We start from the raw sequence: 18949 nt of genomic DNA, 5'->3' as shown, positions 1-18949 counted from the left end.
CAATCCGGGGTCAGTCTTTCCGCTCACCGAAATTGACCGTATCGGTACTCCCGCCGCCGCCCCAATCCGGAGGCAGAATGCCCGCGCGAACATAGCGATGCAGCGAGGAGAATGGCCAATCGGACGGCGAAGTTGCTAGCCGGTGCTTGACCGGATTGAAATGCACATAATCGGCGCAGCGCTCGAAATCTCGTTCATCGCGTATGGTGTGCTCCCAGAAGCGCTTCTGCCAAAGAGAATATTCGCCACGATGATCGCGTGAAATTTGAGCGCCCGTGGCAAGAACGCTTCGCGTAAAACCTCCCTTGATCCGTCGCCACCTATCCGAAAAGTCCGGGTCGCCGGGCGGCAACGTAAGAATCGCATGTAAGTGGTCCGGGAGAATGACGATGGCATCGGTAAGAAAAGGCCGCTCACTCCGCGCCTTCCGAAATGCCGCGCGCAGCAACGCGACATGATCGATCAGCGCGGATGACTTTCGGTCATCCAGCGTGACTGTGAAGAAAAACGTTCCGCCGGGGACGAAATTGCGCCGATAGTGAACCATAGCGCCAGTCTACCCCGGATTTGCGCTGAAACGTGTAGCCCGGATGGAGCGCAGCGTAATCCGGGGGAAGCACGGACCGCGGCGCGAATCCCGGATTGCGCTGCGCTCCATCCGGGCTACGGATTCCTCACGCCGCCGAGGTCTCGTCGGCCAGTCCGTAGACGCGTGCGGCCTTTGCGAAGCCGGCAACCGGAAACTCGCCGAGATCGCTCCACCCTCCCCGGCAGATGCCGGCAAATCCTTCCGACGCTACGATGGTGCGCTTGGTTTGGCTGGCGATCTTTTCCAGCCGCGCCGCGAGGTTCACGGCGGGGCCGATGCAGGTGAAGTCGAGCCGGTTGCCGCCGCCGATATTGCCGTAGAGAATCCGTCCGACATGCAGGGCGACACCGAAGCGAAACCGTTCGACGACGTCGCCGATCGGATATTGCAAGTCGGCGACGCTGGTGCGCGACTCATGGGCGGCTTCGAGCACATTCGAGCAAACCTGCTTTTCGTCGCCGACATATTCATCGATCGGAAACACCGCGAGCAGCCCGTCGCCCATATATTTCAGCACGTCGCCGCCATGCTTCTTGATCGCGGCGACCTGGCAATCGAAATACTGGTTCAGAATGTCGACGACGGTCTCGGCCGGCAGCCGGTCCGACAGCGCCGTGAATCCGCGCAGATCCGAGAGCCAGATCGCGGCATTCATCGTCTCGGTGTGGCCGCGCCTGATCTGGCCGCCGAGAATCCGCTCGCCGGCACGGTTGCCGACATAGGTATCCAAGAGGTTCGCGGCCATGCGGCGCCAGTTGATGATCTCTATGACCCGCGACAGCGGCGTGTTCAGCCCACGCAAGGCCGCCAACTGCTCATCGGTGAAACCGCCTGATTGCTTCGTGGTCCAGCTTGAGGCGTGAATGGTTCCGTCGGTAAAAAACAGCGGCAGCGCGATGTAATCGGTGACGCCTTCGGCGCGCAGCTCCTCGACGATCGGGAAGCGCGCGCTCTGCGGGTCGTCCGCACGGGCCCGGACTTCCTGTCCCTGCTGGAACACGATGATGATGGGGCTATTGTGAAAATCCGGTGAATCCAGAATCTTGTGATCGACTGTGCCGACCTCGACCTCGGCGCCCGGCTTCCAGATGAAACTGCGGCCGTAAATGTCGGGATGGAGGGTTCGAACGAAGACGCCGACACGCCAAAGCGGCAGGCCCGCTGCGACCATCCGTTCGCAGGTCTCGGCCATGAAGCTCTTGGGGCTGACCGCGGATCTCCCGCCGTCGATCAGCCAGTCGGTCAGCTTCTGCAGTTCGGAGGCGTTCATGCGCAGGTATTTGCCGCGCAACTGCAGCGCGCGTCAAGCACGCTCGCAACGACAGCCGGCGTGACCCGACGACGGAGCTGCGCTAGCCTTACGGTGCAAAAAACAAGAGGAAACGTCAAAGTGTACGACATCATCATCGTCGGCGGCGGCTCAGCAGGCTCGGTCATGGCCCACCGCCTCTCCGCCAGCAGCGCCAACAAGGTCCTGCTCTGCGAAGCAGGCCAGGACACGCCGCCCGGCAACGAGCCGCCCGAGATCCGCGACAGCTATTCGGGGCTGGCGTATTTCGATCCGCGCTTCCACTGGACCGAACTCAAGGTCACGACCCAAATCGTCAGCCACAACAACCCCGATGAGAGCCGCCCGCCGCTGCGCAAGTACGAGCAGGCGCGCGTGCTGGGTGGCGGCTCCTCCATCAACGGCCAGATGGCCAACCGCGGCGCACCGACCGATTACGCGGAATGGGAGGCTCGCGGCGCTGCGGGCTGGAACTGGAAGGACGTGCTGCCCTATTTCAAGAAGGTCGAGCGCGACCTCGATTTCGACGGGCCGTTCCACGGCAAGGACGGCCGTATCCCCGTCCGCCGCATTCCGCAGGCGCATTGGACAGGGCATTCGCAGGCGATGGGCGAGGCCTGCAAGCTCGCCGGCTTTGCGTTCCTGCCCGACCAGAACGGCGAGTTCACAGACGGCTACTTCCCGGTGACACACTCCAATCAGGACGAGCAGCGCGTCTCGGCCGCAATGGGCTATCTCGATCGCGAAACACGCAAGCGCGCCAACCTGACGATCTCGACCAACACAGAGGTCAAGGAGCTGCTGTTCGAGGGCACCCAATGCGTCGGCGTGAAGGCGCTGGTCGATGGCCGCGAACAGGAGTTCCGCGGCCGCGAGGTAATCCTTTCCTGTGGCGCGATCCATTCGCCGGCGCATCTGTTGCGCACCGGCATCGGGCCGGTCGGGCATCTGAAGGAGATGGGCATTCCGGTCCTGATGGGCCTCGCGGGCGTCGGCCAGGGTCTAATGGATCATCCCTCGATCGCGCTGTCGTCCTTTGTCCGCCGTGGCGCGCGCATGAACGAACACACCAGACGCCACATCCAGATGGGGCTGCGCTATTCCTCGGGGCTTCCGGGCGTACCTGCCGGCGACATGTTCGTCGCCGTTCTCACCAAATCGGCCTGGCATTCGGTCGGAGAACAGATCGCCTCGCTGCTCACCTTCGTCAACAAGACCTACTCGGAGACCGGGCAGGTAAAACTCGCTTCGCGTAACCCGCAGGCCGAGCCGATTGTCGAGTTCAACCTGCTGTCCGACCGGCGCGATCTCGACCGCCTGATGAGCGGCTTTCGCAAGATGGCCGCGCTGCAGATGAGCGCGCCGCTCAAGGCGGTCACCGACAAGCCATTCCCGGCCTCCTACTCCGACCGCGTGCGCAAGATCGGCGTGGTCAACACCAAGAACAAAGTCCTCACCGCCATTGCCGCTGTCCTGATGGACGGGCCGGCGGCGTTGCGTCACGCCATGATCGACAACTTCATCGTCGAAGGTTTCACGTTCGAGCAGGTCATGCGCGACGACGAGGCACTCGAAGCCTTCGTGCGCAAGGCGGCGATCGGCGTGTGGCATGCCTCGTGCTCATGCCGGATGGGCCGCCCCAACGATCCAATGGCGGTCGTCGACACGCAAGGCCGCGTCAAGGGCGTGCAGGGTTTGCGCGTGGTCGACGCCTCGATCTTCCCGGTGGTGCCGTGCGCCAACACCAATTTTCCGGTCCTGATGGCGGCGGAAAAGATCGCAGACGCCATGCAGTGAGGGCGGCAAGGATTCTTGAGTCCGGCCCCTACCCGCCGACCTGGCCGCGATGGCGCAGGAAATGATCTGCCAGCACGCAGGCCATCATCGCCTCGCCGACCGGCACAGCGCGAATGCCGACGCAGGGGTCGTGGCGGCCCTTGGTCATGATGTCGGTGTCGGCGCCCTTGCGATCGACGGTCTGGCGCGGCGACAGGATTGAGGAGGTCGGCTTCACCGCAAAACGCACCACCACCGGCTGGCCGGTCGAGATGCCGCCGAGCACGCCGCCGGAATTGTTGGACAAAAACCGCGTGCCGTTATTGCCGGTGCGCATCTCGTCGGCGTTTTCCTCGCCCGACAATTCGGCCGCGCCAAAACCCGCGCCGATCTCGACGCCCTTCACGGCGTTGATGCTCATCATCGCGGCCGCCAGTTCGCCGTCGAGCTTGGCGTAGATCGGCGCGCCCCATCCGGCCGGCACGCCTTCGGCGACCACTTCGATGACGGCACCGATCGAGGAGCCGCTCTTGCGGATGCCGTCGAGATAGGTCTCGAAGAACGCCGCGCTGTCCTTGTCCGGGCAATTGAACGGATTGCGCGCGATCTCGTCCCAGTCCCATTTGTCGCGGTCGATCTTGTGCGGCCCCATCTGCACCAGCGCGCCGCGCACCTTCACGGCGGGCAGGATTTTGCGCGCGATGGCACCGGCCGCGACGCGCGTAGCGGTCTCGCGCGCCGACGACCGTCCGCCGCCGCGATAATCGCGCAGGCCGTATTTGGCCTCATAGGTGAAGTCGGCGTGACCCGGGCGAAACTTGTCCTTGATCTCGGAATAGTCCTTGGAGCGCTGATCGGTGTTCTCGATCAACAGCGCGATCGGCGTTCCCGTCGTCACCTGCACGCCGGTCTCGGGATGTGCCATCACGCCGGACAGGATCTTTACCGCGTCCGGCTCCTGGCGCTGGGTGGTGAAGCGCGATTGACCGGGACGGCGGCGATCCAGATCGTGCTGGATATCCTCATTGGTCAGCGGGATCAGCGGCGGGCAGCCATCGACCACGCAGCCGATCGCGATCCCGTGGCTTTCGCCGAAGGTCGTGACCCGGAACATGTGGCCGAAGGTGTTGTGGGACATGGTGCCTGCGTACGCTCGTAAGTCGGTGCTGACTTGTGTCGTAACGCGCACCTAGGGCAGCGTCAAACCCCTGCTCGTCATGCCCGGGCATAGCCGTCCGAAGGACGGCGTCGCTGCCGCTCGCCTATGCCCGGGCATCCACGTCTTCCGGGCCGCAAAGCAAGGCGTGGATGGCCGGGTCAACCCCGGCCATGACGGCTGAGGGTGCTCGCCCTTAACTATACTTCCGCAAACCGCCATCGCGGAACACGTAGACCGCGCCCTGCTCGATCAGGAGGTCGGCGGCGCTCTGCGGCGTCTCGATGCCCAGCGCCACCATCAGCGCCCGCGCCGTGCCGCCATGGGCCACGGCGACGGTGTCGCTATCGACGGAATCGTACCAGTCGCGCATCCGGTCCTGCACTTCCGCATAGGTCTCGCCGCCTTCCGGGGCCATCGTCCATTTCGCCGTCAGCCGCCTGGCATAGAGCACGGGGTCGGCGGCCTGCATCTCGGCCAGCGTCGAGCCCTCCCAGACGCCGTAGCCGATCTCGCGCAGGCGATCGTCGAGCGCGTAGTCTTCCCGAGGAAGTTTCAGGGCGCTGCGTACCAATTCCATCGTCGCCCGCGCCCGGCCAAGCGGGCTTGCGACGAAGGGCAGCGCGGCCCTGTCGCGGCCATCGCGCGCCAACAGCTCGGCGAGGACATTGCCGGCATGGGTGGCCTGCTTGCGACCGAGATCGTTGAGCGGAATGTCCTGCGCGCCCTGCAGCCTGCCTTCCGCATTCCACGACGTCTCGCCATGGCGGATGTAATAGATCACGGGCGCTGGCATCGGACTATCGGGCTATTCCTTCGCTACCGAATTGGAGAGCAAGATGTCGGGCGCGTCGGGGCGCTTCATGCCGACGACGCGATAGCCGGAATCGACGCGATGCACCCTGCATCAGACCTGACTTCTGCGACACCCGGTTTCCAATCAAGCTTCCTGTAGGGTTTGGAGGTACACCAGCACTCCCGCGCGGTCGAGCCCAAATCCGCGCTTCGGATTAACGCTGTTTCCGATGCGCCTCAATGGCTGGAATAGACACGTCGATTGGGTGTTATGTTCGGTAAGGCGTTCGCGCCTCATGACTCTTGCAACTCTTGCAATCTGGTACCGATGAGCGCGTTTCGTCAAAGTGTCGAAGCCATGATTCCGGCGCTCCGCCGCTATGCACGCGCGCTCGCGCGCGATGCCGACATCGCCGACGATCTGGTGCAGGACACGCTGGTGCGCGCGTTGCGTTCGGAACGGCTGTTTCTCGGCGGCGACGTCAGGAGCTGGCTCTATACGATCCTGACCAATTTGAACAAGAACCGGCGGCGGTCGCTGGCGCGGCGGCCGCAATTCATGCCGCTGCTCGACAACAACCCGGACGCCAGCGGCACCGAGGCGGAAGGCCGCGACATCGCCCGCGCGCTGGCAAGTCTGGTGGAAGAACAGCGCTCGGTGCTGCTCTTGGTAATGCTGGAAGGACTGAGCTACCGCGAGGTCGCCGACATCCAGGGCGTGCCGATCGGCACCGTAATGTCCCGGCTTGCCCGTGCGCGTGCGCATGTCAAAGCTTCTTTGGAGGGCGAGCGCACGGCGCTGCGGCGGGTGAAATAATGAAAGCGTGATGTACAGGCGGATCAGAGAATAGACGCAGGATCAGGAAGAGACAGAGACGACAACGATGACCGATCGCAACATTCCCGTCACCGAAGACGAGCTGCATGCTTACGTCGACAACGAGCTGCCGGCGGAACGCCGCGGCGATGTCGAGGCGTGGCTCGCCTCGCATCCCGACGATGCCGCGCGGGTGCAGTCGTGGCGCGCGATGGCGGATGCGCTGCATGCCAGGTACGATTCGGTGGCCGACGAGGCGGTGCCGAAGCGGCTCGAGATCGAGCGGCTGGTGCAACAGCCGCGCAAATGGGTGTACGGCGCGATCGCGGCCACGCTGGCGGCGTTCATCGTCGGCGGCAGCGTCGGCTGGCTCGCGCGCGGCGCCACGGCTGCGCCCTCGGCTTTCCAAAATCTGACGGTGCACGCGATCGAAGCGCACCGGCTTTACGTGGTGGAAGTCCGGCATCCCGTCGAGGTGCCGGGCAGCGAACGCAGCCATCTGCAGCAATGGCTGACCAAGCGCTGCGGCTGGGTCGTCCGCGCGCCCGAACTGGCAGGCGCCGGATTGAAGCTGGTCGGCGGGCGGCTGTTGCCGGGCTCCGGTGGTCCGGCATCCTTCATGATGTATGAGAGCGCCTCGGGCGAACGTTTCACGATCTACACCGCAAAATCGAGCGCCGAGGCGACCCAGATGCGATATGCGGCAGAGGGCAAGGAAAGCACGCTGTTCTGGGCCGATGACGGCGTCGTTTATGCCGTGGTGTCTACCGGCGCCGACCGGGGGCGGCTGACCCAGATCGCCCAGGCGGTCTACGATCAGATGGAGAAAAAGGGCGGCTGACCTGTAGCCCGGGTGAAGTGCAGCGAAACCCGGGATTGGTGCGACCTGATGGCGTGCTCCCGGATTGCGCTTCGCTCCATCCGGGCTACTGAAAGCATAGAGAAAGCGGCGGATCGGCAACACCGCACCGCTTGTCCCAATTCTGACATCGAAAATCTGGAATGAAACCACCAGCGCGTCTCATTAATGCACCGGGTGATCACGCGAAAATGAGTAGCGCTCGATCCGCCGATCGGCGCAAGCGGCCTCGATCGGGGTTTGGTACCGCGCTGGTCCCCCTTTCGAGGCCGCCCCTTTTTCCGGAAAACCCTTTGTTCTCCAGGAAATAGGCCATTTTTTTGGGAAAAATTCCTGCCAGGCCCCGTACTGTTCGACACGTGTTTTCGTGCCGCGAATCGCGGCCGAATCACTCGACTCAGCCGAAATCGCTGCGCGGATTATAAGGGTGGCCGTCGCGCCACTTTTCCATCAATGCCTCAAGCTCGGCATCGTTCCCGTCGGGCAGAATAATTCGGGTGGTGACGAACAGGTCCCCGGTTCCCCCCGCCTTGGGCAGACCCTTGCCCTTGAGGCGGAAGATGCGGCCGCTGGAGGTATTTTTCGGAATTGACAGCTCCACCGCGCTGCCGAGCGTCGGCACCCGGACCTTGCCGCCCAGCACCGCCTCATAGAGCGTAATGGGCAAATCTAGCCGCAAATCGCTGCCATCGACCTTGAAAAAGGCATGCGGCGCGATGCTGACCGTAATCAGGAGATCGCCCGGCGGGTGGCCCGGCGCGGTTTCGCCCTGCCCCTTCAGCCGGATCTGCTGGCCGACGGTGACGCCTGCCGGAATCCTGACGTTGAGCTCCTTGCCGGTCGGCAGGCGGACGCGCTTTTCCCCGCCCTTGACCGACTCTTCCAGCGACACCGTCATCGCGACATTCAGATCGAGGTCGAGGCCGATGCCGCCGGTGTCGAATTCAAAGGTCCGGCCGCCGCCGGGACGCCCGCCCCGGGCAGCACCACCGAACATGCTGTTGAGGATATCCTCAAAGCCCGCCCCGCCCGCGCCGCCGGGACCGCCACCGGTGCGGAAGCTGTGGGACTCGAAGCCACCAGCTCCACCGGCGCGGCCGCGCGGGTCGCCGCCGCCAAAGCCCTGAAAGCGCGGCTTGCCCTCGGCGTCGATCTCGCCGCGGTCGAACTGCTTGCGCTTGTCCTCGTCGCCGATGATCTCGTTGGCGGAGTTGATCTCGGAAAAGCGCGCAGCCGCCTTCGGATCGTTCTTGTTGTTGTCGGGGTGATGCTTCTTGGCGAGCTTGCGATAGGCACTCTTGATCGCCGCAGCGCTGGCGCCCCGCGGCACCCCCAAGACCTCATAGGGGTCGCGCATCCGTCAGGTCTCCTTCACGGGAATTCGGTTCTTGAAGCTTAGAGCAATTCGCCCGCTTTGGCTTTATCTGGGGAGCCAGTTGCATTTTTGCAACGGCTGGAAGGCTCGTTATCCCCGCGTCCAGGGCTTGATCGTATGGATTTCCCATCGGCCCTGGCCGGCCTTGCAGGCAGCGCCCTGCAGCCAGCTTTCCGCGCGGCCGTTGACATAGCTCGCCAGGAAATCCCGGCAGGTGCGCCCGTCTTCGGCGGAATAGGCCTGCGACAGCGGCGTCACCGAGCCCCGCGCGCCGGTTTCCGGATTTTCCCAAGGCTGGCTGGAATCCTTGTCGCCCTTGGTCAGCACGTCGGAGGCGGCGGTGCGGGCAAAGGCGAGATCGCTCTCGGTCGGCGCCGGCGCCGTGCCCGGTTGCTTGCTCAGCGAACCGGTGACGTCGGCGGCGTTCATCCTGGCGTAGGCGTCCGGGCGCGACAGGCTGCAGCCGCCCGAGCCGAGACCGATTAAAATCAAGGTCATCGCGGCACCCGTCGGCCCGATCGCCGATAGGCCAACGCGTCCCCATGCCCTATATAGGGCGAGCCCGTAACCGGGCTGCAACGCGCTCTGGGACGCGAACGGACGCAACTGGGACTCCTGCCATGACGGACACGACCTCCATCAAACACCCGGCACCGTTAACATCGGGTGATTTTACCGCGGCCGAGGAACCGTTTGCGCTGTTCGCCGAGTGGTTTGCGGAAGCCGTGAAGTCCGAACCGAACGATCCGAACGCGATGGCGCTGGCGACCGTCGACCCTGACGGGCTGCCTGACGTCCGGATGGTGCTGATGAAGGGCTATGATGCGGATGGTTTCGTGTTCTACAGCCACATCGCCAGCCAGAAGGGCCGCGAACTCGCCGCAAATCCTAAGGCGGCTTTACTATTTCACTGGAAGTCGCTGCGCCGTCAGGTCCGCATCCGCGGCAACGTGTCGCCGGTGACGGATGAGGAGGCCGACGCCTATTTCGCCACGCGGCCGAAGCAGGCGCAGATCGGCGCCTGGGCCAGCAAGCAGTCGCAGCCGCTGGAGAGCCGCTTTGCCTTCGAGCAGGCGATCGCGCTGGTCGCCGCCAAACACATGATCGGCGAAGTGCCGCGCCCGCAAGGGTGGAGCGGCTGGCGCATTCACCCCACGCGTTTCGAATTCTGGCACGACCGCCCGTTCCGCCTGCACGACCGCATCGAATTCCGCCGCGATGCGCCGGCACAAGCCTGGAGCAAGGTGCGGCTCTATCCCTGATGCCACGAGCCTAGACGCTGTTCAAAGCTGAAAGACCTGCATGCCCTCTTCATCCAACGCGCCGCGGCGCACGCTGCTCTTGACCGGTGCCAGCCGCGGCATCGGCCATGCCACCGCGATCCGGTTCTCGTCTGCCGGCTGGCGCGTCATCACCTGCTCGCGGCACGCCTTTCCGGAAATCTGCCCGTGGGGCGCAGGCCCGGAAGATCATATCGAGGTCGACCTCGCCGACCACGCCGACACCACGCGCGCGATCTCCGAGATCCGCAAGCGGCTGGAGAACGACGAACTGCATGCGCTGGTCAACAACGCCGCGATCTCGCCGAAGGCGCCGGATGGCGGCCGGCTCAGCACCATGGACACCGACATCGAAACCTGGAGCCACGTGTTTCGCGTCAACTTCTTCGCGCCGATCATGATGGCGCGCGGCCTGATCGAGGAATTGAAGCACGCCAAGGGCGCGGTGGTGAACGTCACCTCGATCGCGGGCTCGCGCGTGCACCCGTTCGCCGGCGTCGCCTATGCGACCTCGAAGGCGGCACTTGCTTCACTCACACGCGAAATGGCGTCCGATTTCGGCCGCGTCGGCGTCCGCGTCAACTCGATCGCGCCGGGCGAGATCGACACTTCTATCCTGTCGCCGGGCACCGAGAAGATCGTCGAGCAGCAGATTCCGATGCACCGGCTCGGCACGCCGGACGAGGTCGCCAAGATCATCTATGTGCTGTGTACGGAAACCAGTTCCTACGTGAATGGCGCCGAGATCCACATCAACGGTGGCCAGCACGTTTAGGCGCAGGATGCGATCTCGTAGGATGGGTAGAGCGCAGCGAAACCCATCATTGTCGTCAACGGCATGAATGATGGGTATCGCTGCGCTCCACCCATCCTACGCCACCATCCTTCGGGACGCGCGCAAGACCTCGTACCTCGGAATGAGGTTCTTGCTCGCGGAAGCAACATCACTCCGCGTAAAACTTTCGTTGCGCCGTGCGCAGTGTCGTCGCGGCAACGTTAAGCGTGCTCGAACACTCGTCCTCGTTCTCGCCGTCTGCCAGCACAGCACCGCAGTGCCGGCAAAGCCGCGTCGAGAACGCCTGCGCCTTGCCAACGACGCGGCCCTGCTGATAGCGCGCAAGATCGATGACGTTGCGTGGCGACATTATGAGTTTCTCAACCATGGGATCCTCGCGGCCTGAGAGACACGTTATCGCAGACAAGTTTCGATCATTCGTTCAGTCCACCGCTCAAATTTTAGCGGTGGAATTGAGTCCGTCTTCGCAGGTGTGGAACCGCAGGGAACCGCCGCACTAAAGCCACTTCTTCCACCTGAACAGGAAGTACGGCAGCACGGCTGCCATGAGCATCATGACGAGCGCCATCGGATAGCCGTGCGCCCATTCGAGTTCCGGCATCGCCTTGAAGTTCATGCCGTAGATCGAGGCGATCAGCGTCGGCGGCATCAGGACGACCGCCATCACCGAGAACAACTTGATGATGTTGTTCTGCTCGAGATTGACGACGCCGAGCATGGCGTCGAGCGTGAAGGTGATCTTGTTGGAGAGATAGGACGAATGGTCGGTCAGCGAGACGACGTCGCGCTGCATGGTCTTGAGCTGCTCGCGCATGTCCTTGGACCATTTGGCGCCTTCCACCACCGCCGACAGGAAGGTCACGACCCGGCCGATCGAGACCAGGCTCTCCCGGATCTTCGAGACCAGATCCCCCTTCCGCCCGATCGCGATCAGGATCTGGGAATATCGCTTGGCCTGGCCATGGCGCGCGCTTTCGGGCTCGAAGATGTCGTGGGAGACCTGGTCGACCTCGGCGCCCGCGCGCTCCAGAATGTCGGCGCAGCGATCGATCACCGCGTCCAGCAGTTCCATCAGCACCATTTCGCCCGAGATCCCGGGCATGCAGGAGCGGGCCAGCTTGTGCTCGACGAGGGCAAACGGCTTCGGCTCGTCGTAGCGCACCGTGACCAGGCGGTGACCGGCGAGGATGAAGGTGACGGCCGTCGTTTTCGGCATATCGGTGTCGGATTGGCACATCAGCGTCGCCGTCATGTAGCGGGCGGCGTTCTCGATATAGAGCCGGCTGGAAATCTCGATTTCCTGCATGTCCTCCCGGGTCGGTATCGCGATCCCGGCCAGCCGCTCGACCGCGCGGTCCTCCTCCAGCGTTGGATTCAACAGGTCGATCCAGACCGCGTTGTCCGGCAACGCCGCCGGATCCGTGGCGGCGAGCTTCTTCAGGGAGGATTCGGAGGGAACAAACACCGAAAACATAGGCAACTCCGGAACGGGGCGGCAGTCTCTCGTCTAGACGCGCTTTCTTGATGAGAACCGGTACCCATTTCGCTTGAAAACGCTACGAGCACCCAGCGGCACTAAACCCGATTCTGGCAAGCGCTTCATGACCGGCGCATTAACCGCCGATCCACATTTGTGGCAGCGAGGCGGCGCCGACGCGGCCGTGATTTGGCCCCACGCCACCCCTGCCCAGAAATCAACAGGAACTCGCAAATTTTGCGGCATAAAAGCCACAGCTAGCCTTCCGCAGCGCCGAACAGACGCGCAAATGCTGGCATAAATGCCGGTTTTTGCGGATACTGGGATTAATGGAATCGTCGCGTTTTTGGCGCAACATTGTTGCCGCGAACGCCAGACTTTCGATTGGAAGTGTACCATGTCGTCGCTGAAAGTAACCCTGGGGTTGATCGCCGCCGGCCTTGCATTGTCCGGCTGTATGCCGGCAACCACCTATCAGGCTGCTCCTGAAGCCACCCTCAAGCCGAACGACAAGGCCCAGCTCGCCAAGGCGCGCTACGCCGCGGTTAAGCCGGCAGAGCCGTTCCGCCGCGCCATTGTCGACTATCACCGCAAGGAACTGGCCGGGACCATCGTTGTCGATTCCGATAACCACTATCTCTATCTGGTTCAGGACGGCGGCAAGGCGATCCGGTATGGCGTCACCGTCGGCGAGGAAGCCCTCGCATTCTCCGGCATCGCCAAAGTCGGTAACATGGCCGAATGGCCGAAATGGACGCCGACCGCCGACATTCACAAGCGCATCGAAGGCCTGCCAGCCTCGGTACCCGGCGGGGTCGACAATCCGCTCGGTGCCCGCGCGCTCTATCTCTATCAGGGCAACAAGGACACCCTGTTCCGCATCCACGGCACCAACCAGCCGGAATATATCGGCGCCTCGATCTCTTCGGGCTGCATCCGCATGACCAACGAGGACGTCATCGACCTCTACAGCCGGGTGAAGCAGGGTACGGTCGTCGTCGTGCTCGAACCCAAGCAGGGCGACTCGCCGTACAATTCCAAGATGGCGCTGCAGGGCGGCGGCGGCAGCGGCCCGATGCCCCAGTAACCGACGCCGGTTACATAGCAGTCGACGATCAAGAGCGCCGGTTTTGCCGGCGCTTTTTCTTTGCAGGCTTCTCCTCGCGCGGCGGCTCGGCCTCATCCGGTTTCTCGGCATCCGATTTCTCAGCGTCCGGCTTGGCTTCAGGCTTCGCATCGGACTTCGCATCAGACTTGGCGTCGTCCGGCTTGGCGGCGACCTCGCGCGGCGGCGCTTCGTCCGGCCGCTCGGCCGGCAATAGCGGCGCTTTCTGCGGCAGCGGGTCCCACACGTCCCACTGGCAGATCCGGTAATTGCCGCGCCGTTCCATCAGGTCGAGGTGGATATGGTCCTCGTGGTACCAGTCCGAGCCCGGGCCAAGCACGGTCGAGAACCGCTTGCAGGCGGAATGCAGCACACTCTCGCGCAATCCCCGCGGCACGGTGCGGTCGGTCAGCGAGATCAAGCTGCCGTCGGCGAACTTGAAGGCGCGAACGTCGAGCGCATTGGCGCGGCCATGCTCGGAGAGCTTGGCGCCGACGATGCGGTTGCGGCCGCGGCACTCGAACGAGTCGAAATTGTCGAGATCGGAGACGGAGCTGCCGAGGCGCTCCGCCAGCGGCGCGATATCGCTGCGGATCCACTCGGCCAGCGCAGACGCCATGGGACAGCGCAGGATCGCCGCCGGCTTCACTGAAACCCGCCGCTTGTCCGGCAGCACGATTGCCTCCAGCCGCACCAGATCTTCGCCCCCGCAGCCGCCGGCACCCTTGATGTCGGGGATACTGGGCGCAATGGCAACTTCGTCCGTCAGCGCCAGCCGGCAGGCTGAGGGCTGTGGCGTGGGCGGCGGCGCGGCCTGCTCGCCGGGCTTGCCGTTCGGGGGAGACGCCTGCTGCTCCTTGTCCGGCTTGTCGCGCTCGGCCGAAGGGGCCTCAGGCGGGCGCGGCTTCGGCAGCGGCACCGACGCCGCCGCGCGGCGCGCCGTTGCCCGGGGCTTTGGCGATAAATGCCTGAACAAATCGTCCCACGGCGCGGTGCGAGACCGCTTCGCCGCCCAGGCCGGCTCGACTGGCATGCCAATCAGGATCGCCGCGACGGCAACGGTAACCATTGCCGCTCCAATGCGGCGAAAGGCGTCATAAGCCCATTTTCGGCTTGCGTTCTGCGCGGTAAAGTTCATGTCAATTCCATGAACCCACCCCGCGATCCGCCCGTACAGTCGGCGGATCGTGCGGCAACGAACAAAACCATCGGAGGGAAGTGCGTATGCTCGGATTGATGCAAGACTGGCCTTTGCTGTGCCATCGGATTATCGAACACGCGGCGAAGTATCACGGCACCCAAGAGGTCGTCACGCGGTCGGTCGAAGGCCCCATTCATCGCACCAATTACGCCGAAATTCATGCACGCGCACTGAAAGTATCGCAACGGCTGGACCGCGACGGCATCAAGCTCGGTGACCGCGTCGCCACCATCGCCTGGAATACCTGGCGCCATCTCGAAGCCTGGTACGGCATCATGGGAATCGGCGCGATCTGCCACACCGTCAATCCGCGGCTGTTCCCCGACCAGATCGCCTGGATCATCAACCACGCGCAGGACCGCGTGGTGATGGTCGATATCACCTTCGTGCCGATCCTGGAAAAGATCGCCGCCAACCTGCCGAGCGTCGAGCGCTACATCGTGCTGACCGACAAGGCCCACATGCCACAGACCACGCTGAAGAACGCGGTGGCCTATGAGGACTGGATCGCGGAAGCCGACGGCAAGTTCGCCTGGAAGGACTTTGACGAAAACACCGCGGCCGCGATGTGCTACACCTCGGGCACCACGGGCGATCCGAAGGGCGTGTTGTATTCGCACCGATCCAACGTGCTGCACGGGCTGATGGCCAACAATGTCGACGCGCTCGGCACCAGCGCCGCCGAGACAATGCTGCCGGTGGTGCCGTTGTTCCATGCCAACAGCTGGGGCATCGCATTCTCCGCGCCTTCAATGGGCACCAAGCTCGTGATGCCGGGCGCCAAGCTCGACGGCGCTTCGGTCTATGAACTTCTCGACACCGAGAAGGTCACCCACACCGCCGGCGTGCCGACCGTGTGGCTGATGCTGCTCAACCACATGGCGGCGGGCAATCTGAAGCTGCCCCACCTGAAGAGCGTGGTGTGCGGCGGCTCGGCGATGCCGCGCTCGATGATCAAGTCGTTCGTCGACATGGGCATTCGCGTGCGCCACGCCTGGGGCATGACCGAGATGAGCCCGATCGGCACCGTCGCCGCGCTGAAGCCGCCGTTTGCCGAACTCACCGGCGAGGAGCGGCTCGACATCCTGCAGACCCAGGGCTATCCGCCGTTCGGCGTCGAGATGAAGATCACCGACGATGCCGACAAGGAACTGCCGTGGGACGGCACGACCTTCGGCCGCCTCAAGGTAGCCGGTCCGGCGGTCGCCAAGGCCTATTTCAAGATCGATACGGATATTCTCGACGACGACGGCTTCTTCGACACCGGCGACGTCGCGACCATCGACCAGCACGGCTATATGCGGATCACCGACCGCTCCAAGGACGTCATCAAGTCCGGCGGCGAATGGATTTCGTCGATCGATCTGGAGAACCTCGCGGTCGGTCATCCCGCGGTCGCGGAAGCCGCCGTGATCGGCGTCTATCATCCCAAATGGGACGAGCGTCCGCTGCTGATCGTCCAGCTCAAAGCCGGCGAGAAAGCGACGCGCGAGGACATCCTGAAATTCATGGACGGCAAGATCGCCAAATGGTGGATGCCCGACGACGTCGCTTTCGTCGACGGCATTCCCCACACCGCGACCGGCAAGATCCTGAAGACCGCGCTGCGCGACCAGTTCAAGAGCTACCGCTTCCCGAACGCGGCGGCGTGAACCAGATCTGTCCCTCCCCCCGCCGGGAGGGACAGCCAATCGAAGCGCCGGCGTGAATCACGCTTGAAGTGATCGCACGCCGGTGTTGGCTGGCTGAACGTTTGGTATTTTCGGCAGCTTCACCGAGAAAATCTCTCGGCGTTTTCCGTCTTCTCGACATCAGCCGCAGGGTTTTCCAGCAGCGGCCTGTTGGTCAGGACGGCGGGCGGTGATAGCCGCCCAGGCCTCCCGTATCAGTCGAACCGCTGACAGCATCGAAGACGTTATGGCTGTGGCCCGCTGACGGTGCGCGATCGCTGCGTAAGCTCCGATATCAATGCTGCCATTGGGATGGCGCAGGACAGCATCACTGCCACCATGCCGCCTTCGATCGACGCTCCAGTTCTTTTCCGCTGACATCGTCATGGTCTCCATGAATGGTGGAGCAGTTTTTATTCCTTTTTCAAAAGTTGATAATCCTCTATAGTTTCATTTCATTCGTGAAACAGGTTCATGAATAACGCCTCCGCCGAGATGAATGCCTTTGTGCGCGTGATCGAACGCGGCAGTTTCGCCGCGGCGGCAGGCGACCTGGGGCTGACGCCGTCCGCGCTCTCCAAGCTCGTGACCCGCATTGAGAACCGGCTCGGCGTTCGCCTGCTGACGCGCACCACGCGCCGCCTGGTTTTGACCGCCGAAGGGGAGCTTTTCGTCGCGCGGAGCCGGGAAATACTGGCGTCGATCGAGGCCGCGGAAGCCGAGATCACGGCGGCAAGCCAGGCTCCGCGCGGCCATCTGAGGATCAGTGTCGCAACGACCTATGCCAAACAGATACTCGGTCCCGCGCTTCCGCTGTTCCTTGCCCGCTATCCTGACATCACCGTCGAGCTTCTCGTCTCGGACCGGCAAATCGATCTTGTCGCCGAGCAGGTAGATGTGGCCATCCGCTCCGGATGGCTTGGCGACTCAACCCTGGTGGCGCGCAAGATCGCTGACGCCAGACGCCTGATCTGCGCCAGCCCGCGCTATCTGAAAAAGCACGGCTCGCCGCGCGTACCCGCCGATCTGTTGCAGCACAATTGCCTGACGCCGACCGGCTTTGCGCAATTCAGTCAATGGCCGTTCCACACCGATGAAGGCATCAACCGGCTCGCCATCTCAGGCAGCTTTGCAAGCGACAATGCCGACCTGCTGCTCGACGCTGCGGTAGCGGGGCTGGGCATCGTGAGATTGGCAGACTTCGTGGTCGCGCGCGGTTTACAGGAGGGCACGCTCGTTTCGCTGCTGGAGGATACCCACCTGAGCGAGCCGTTTCCGATCCATGTCGTGACGGTGCCCGGCCGCCACCGCGCGCCACGCGTCAAGGCCTTCACCGAGTTCATGATCTCGCAGTTGGATGATGCGCGGTGACAGCGAGCAGCACCGCGTTTGCGGTTAGGCCCGCACGTAGCGGAGGTTGGCCTCCGCCGGGCTCACATGATCGGGAAGCTCCGGTGCAGTCGACGGGCGCGTGCGACGCGCCGCGTCGAAATCAGCGCGAGAGCGCCAGCGCTTCCAGCTTGCGCTGCGCGTCGGGTTCGCCCCATTCCTTTGCCCGCTGATACCACGTGCGGGCCTGCGTGATGTCCGCCAGCCCGTCAGCGCCGATCTGCCTGAGCAGCGCCGGATCATAGGTCGTGCCGACGAGCAAGGCCGACCGCGCATCCCGCGCCTCGGCGCCGCGCATCAGCAACAGCCGCGCCGACTGGACGTCGCCGCCGGCGAGCAGATCCTGTCCGCGCTTGATCAGGGCAGCGATTTCCCTCGGATCGAGGCTGCGCACGACCTCCGCCTGCGGCGGGGTCAGCATCGCCGACGGCGCGGCCGTGGCCACGGCGACTGGCGGTGCGACGGCGACCGGCGGCGGCACGACAACTGGCGGCGGCACGGCCACCGGCGGCGCCACGGACATTGGCGGCGGCGCCACGGCGATCCTTGGCGGCTGCGCTACCGTGGCAAGGCTTGGCGCTGCTGCCTGCCAGGTCAGCCGCGTGGAGGTGCCGGTGAGAGCCACGCCGTTACCGTCACGCAATTCCGCCGTGACCAGCATCTGGCCGGTGAATCCTTCAGGCGGAATGACCGAAACGCCGGAGATCTCCGTCGCCGGCACGCGCCACTCGCTGGCACCGCTACGCTTGCCGGATGTCAGCCGTGCGCCGGCAGTCAGTCCGTTGATGGATACGAACGCGCCGGGCGGCGGCGCGCCGACGTGAATTCCGAGCGGCACGGGATCGTTGGTGAAGCCGCTGCCGTCCTGCACGGCCAGGGTCGCCGTGCGCTTCGCTGGCGGCGCCGGCTGCGGCGCCGGGGTAACCGAGGATTTCACCGACTGCCAGGCGGCCGAAAGCGACGCGTTGTCCTGGCCGGCGGGGCGCTGCGAAGACGGAATGGCCATCACGAGAAGCGTCGCGATGCTCGCCGCAATCGCCACCGCGATCGAGAAGCGGATAACCTGCTGAAGCAGCGCGCGCCGACCCGACAGGTCGCGGAGCACGGACGGCGCTTCGACCGGCGCCACGTCCCTCGCCTCCTGCATGGCCTGCGCCACGGCTTTGGTGAACATTTCGGAATCCTGGCGGCGTGGAGGCTTGCCAAATGGTTGCAAGGACGGTCCCTCCGTCGGCATTCGCGGACGCCACCCATCGTTCGGCATGAGCGTCGGGCTCGGCTGCTCGCTGGCCGGCCGCTCCCTCATCTCGCGCGGCGCATAGTATTCCGGATCGTTCGGACCGACATTTCGTTCGTGCTTTGCATCACTCATACTG

The 18949-nt window shown here is 64.0% G+C and carries 18 protein-coding genes and 1 pseudogene; 8 read left to right on the top strand and 11 right to left on the bottom strand.

The window, feature by feature from the left end; translation table 11 throughout:
- Window positions 1-10 precede the first annotated feature (10 nt).
- Window positions 11-547, bottom strand: a complete 537-nt coding sequence (locus IVB05_RS12280; RefSeq protein ID WP_247784566.1) for a transposase — start codon at window positions 545-547, stop codon at window positions 11-13.
- A 127-nt stretch (window positions 548-674) separates the two neighbouring features.
- On the bottom strand, window positions 675-1859 hold the full coding sequence (locus IVB05_RS12275; RefSeq protein WP_247784565.1) for an adenylate/guanylate cyclase domain-containing protein: 1185 nt from the start codon (window positions 1857-1859) through the stop codon (window positions 675-677).
- A 120-nt stretch (window positions 1860-1979) separates the two neighbouring features.
- Here IVB05_RS12275 and IVB05_RS12270 point away from each other — a divergent pair, with 120 nt between their 5' ends.
- Window positions 1980-3674 (top strand): GMC oxidoreductase, encoded by a 1695-nt coding sequence (locus tag IVB05_RS12270; protein WP_247784563.1) that lies wholly within the window; start codon window positions 1980-1982, stop codon window positions 3672-3674.
- A 28-nt stretch (window positions 3675-3702) separates the two neighbouring features.
- On the opposite strand, the gene aroC is transcribed toward IVB05_RS12270, so the two are convergent.
- The 3 genes and pseudogenes from aroC to IVB05_RS43745 form a co-directional block, all read right to left on the bottom strand.
- A complete protein-coding gene (aroC, locus tag IVB05_RS12265; protein WP_247784561.1) occupies window positions 3703-4791 on the bottom strand; it encodes a chorismate synthase in 1089 nt (362 codons plus the stop codon).
- A gap of 214 nt (window positions 4792-5005) precedes the next feature.
- Window positions 5006-5605, bottom strand: coding sequence for a histidine phosphatase family protein (locus IVB05_RS12260; RefSeq protein ID WP_247784554.1), 600 nt, complete (start codon window positions 5603-5605; stop codon window positions 5006-5008).
- 12 nt (window positions 5606-5617) lie between these two features.
- Window positions 5618-5710 (bottom strand): annotated as a pseudogene (locus tag IVB05_RS43745) (NADH-specific enoyl-ACP reductase); the annotation flags it as partial.
- 222 nt (window positions 5711-5932) lie between these two features.
- On the opposite strand from IVB05_RS43745, the gene IVB05_RS12255 reads away from it, so the two are divergent.
- Window positions 5933-6421, top strand: coding sequence for an RNA polymerase sigma factor (locus IVB05_RS12255; RefSeq protein WP_214486412.1), 489 nt, complete (start codon window positions 5933-5935; stop codon window positions 6419-6421).
- A gap of 67 nt (window positions 6422-6488) precedes the next feature.
- Window positions 6489-7262, top strand: a complete 774-nt coding sequence (locus IVB05_RS12250; protein WP_247784552.1) for an anti-sigma factor — start codon at window positions 6489-6491, stop codon at window positions 7260-7262.
- A 415-nt stretch (window positions 7263-7677) separates the two neighbouring features.
- Here IVB05_RS12250 and IVB05_RS12245 read toward each other — a convergent pair whose 3' ends face one another.
- Complete coding sequence (locus IVB05_RS12245) at window positions 7678-8637, bottom strand: J domain-containing protein (RefSeq protein ID WP_247784551.1); 960 nt, start codon at window positions 8635-8637, stop codon at window positions 7678-7680.
- Between the two features lie 108 nt (window positions 8638-8745).
- Window positions 8746-9153 (bottom strand): RT0821/Lpp0805 family surface protein, encoded by a 408-nt coding sequence (locus IVB05_RS12240; protein ID WP_346771846.1) that lies wholly within the window; start codon window positions 9151-9153, stop codon window positions 8746-8748.
- 122 nt (window positions 9154-9275) lie between these two features.
- On the opposite strand from IVB05_RS12240, the gene pdxH reads away from it, so the two are divergent.
- Both pdxH and IVB05_RS12230 read left to right on the top strand, forming a co-directional pair.
- Window positions 9276-9917 (top strand): pyridoxamine 5'-phosphate oxidase, encoded by a 642-nt coding sequence (gene pdxH / locus IVB05_RS12235; RefSeq protein WP_247784548.1) that lies wholly within the window; start codon window positions 9276-9278, stop codon window positions 9915-9917.
- 40 nt (window positions 9918-9957) lie between these two features.
- Window positions 9958-10710, top strand: coding sequence for an SDR family oxidoreductase (locus tag IVB05_RS12230; protein WP_247784546.1), 753 nt, complete (start codon window positions 9958-9960; stop codon window positions 10708-10710).
- A 169-nt stretch (window positions 10711-10879) separates the two neighbouring features.
- On the opposite strand, the gene IVB05_RS12225 is transcribed toward IVB05_RS12230, so the two are convergent.
- A complete protein-coding gene (locus IVB05_RS12225) occupies window positions 10880-11098 on the bottom strand; it encodes a hypothetical protein (RefSeq protein ID WP_247784544.1) in 219 nt (72 codons plus the stop codon).
- A 129-nt stretch (window positions 11099-11227) separates the two neighbouring features.
- Complete coding sequence (locus IVB05_RS12220) at window positions 11228-12205, bottom strand: magnesium transporter CorA family protein (protein ID WP_247784542.1); 978 nt, start codon at window positions 12203-12205, stop codon at window positions 11228-11230.
- A gap of 400 nt (window positions 12206-12605) precedes the next feature.
- Here IVB05_RS12220 and IVB05_RS12215 point away from each other — a divergent pair, with 400 nt between their 5' ends.
- Window positions 12606-13295 carry a L,D-transpeptidase gene (locus IVB05_RS12215; protein ID WP_247784540.1) on the top strand — a complete coding sequence of 230 codons (690 nt, stop codon included), beginning with the start codon at window positions 12606-12608 and terminating at the stop codon, window positions 13293-13295.
- 28 nt (window positions 13296-13323) lie between these two features.
- Here the strand turns inward: IVB05_RS12215 and IVB05_RS12210 are convergent, their stop codons facing one another.
- Window positions 13324-14451, bottom strand: a complete 1128-nt coding sequence (locus tag IVB05_RS12210; RefSeq protein WP_247784538.1) for an extensin family protein — start codon at window positions 14449-14451, stop codon at window positions 13324-13326.
- Between the two features lie 86 nt (window positions 14452-14537).
- Here IVB05_RS12210 and IVB05_RS12205 point away from each other — a divergent pair, with 86 nt between their 5' ends.
- Together IVB05_RS12205 and IVB05_RS12200 are read left to right on the top strand one after the other, a co-directional pair.
- A complete protein-coding gene (locus IVB05_RS12205) occupies window positions 14538-16166 on the top strand; it encodes a fatty-acid--CoA ligase (protein ID WP_247784536.1) in 1629 nt (542 codons plus the stop codon).
- Between the two features lie 492 nt (window positions 16167-16658).
- Window positions 16659-17555 (top strand): LysR family transcriptional regulator, encoded by an 897-nt coding sequence (locus IVB05_RS12200; RefSeq protein WP_247784535.1) that lies wholly within the window; start codon window positions 16659-16661, stop codon window positions 17553-17555.
- 121 nt (window positions 17556-17676) lie between these two features.
- Here IVB05_RS12200 and IVB05_RS12195 read toward each other — a convergent pair whose 3' ends face one another.
- Window positions 17677-18747 carry a hypothetical protein gene (locus IVB05_RS12195; RefSeq protein ID WP_247784534.1) on the bottom strand — a complete coding sequence of 357 codons (1071 nt, stop codon included), beginning with the start codon at window positions 18745-18747 and terminating at the stop codon, window positions 17677-17679.
- Window positions 18748-18949 lie beyond the last annotated feature (202 nt).

It is taken from the genome of Bradyrhizobium sp. 170 (assembly GCF_023101085.1).
Taxonomy (GTDB): Bacteria; Pseudomonadota; Alphaproteobacteria; order Rhizobiales; family Xanthobacteraceae; genus Bradyrhizobium.
Note: the sequence above shows the minus strand (reverse complement) of the source record. Positions and strands in the feature narration are given on the sequence as shown.